The sequence below is a fragment of the Klebsiella sp. HMSC25G12 genome (assembly GCF_001807705.1).
Classification (GTDB): domain Bacteria; phylum Pseudomonadota; class Gammaproteobacteria; order Enterobacterales; family Enterobacteriaceae; genus Klebsiella; species Klebsiella variicola.
Map to the genome: position 1 here is coordinate 140,893 of NZ_KV789926.1, position 217 is coordinate 141,109.

The following is a 217-nucleotide window of genomic DNA, read 5'->3' on the forward strand; positions in this document are numbered from 1 at the left end:
GACGTGTTCCCCGCGCCAGCGGGGATAAACCGCGCTGCCAGTGCAGCGGGACGGGGAAGACACTGTGTTCCCCGCGCCAGCGGGGATAAACCGATCGCCGGGGCGCTCAATACCGCCGCACTGGGGTGTTCCCCGCGCCAGCGGGGATAAACCGCTCGTAGTGGTCAGGAGACAGAGTGATGGCAGGTGTTCCCCGCGCCAGCGGGGATAAACCGGC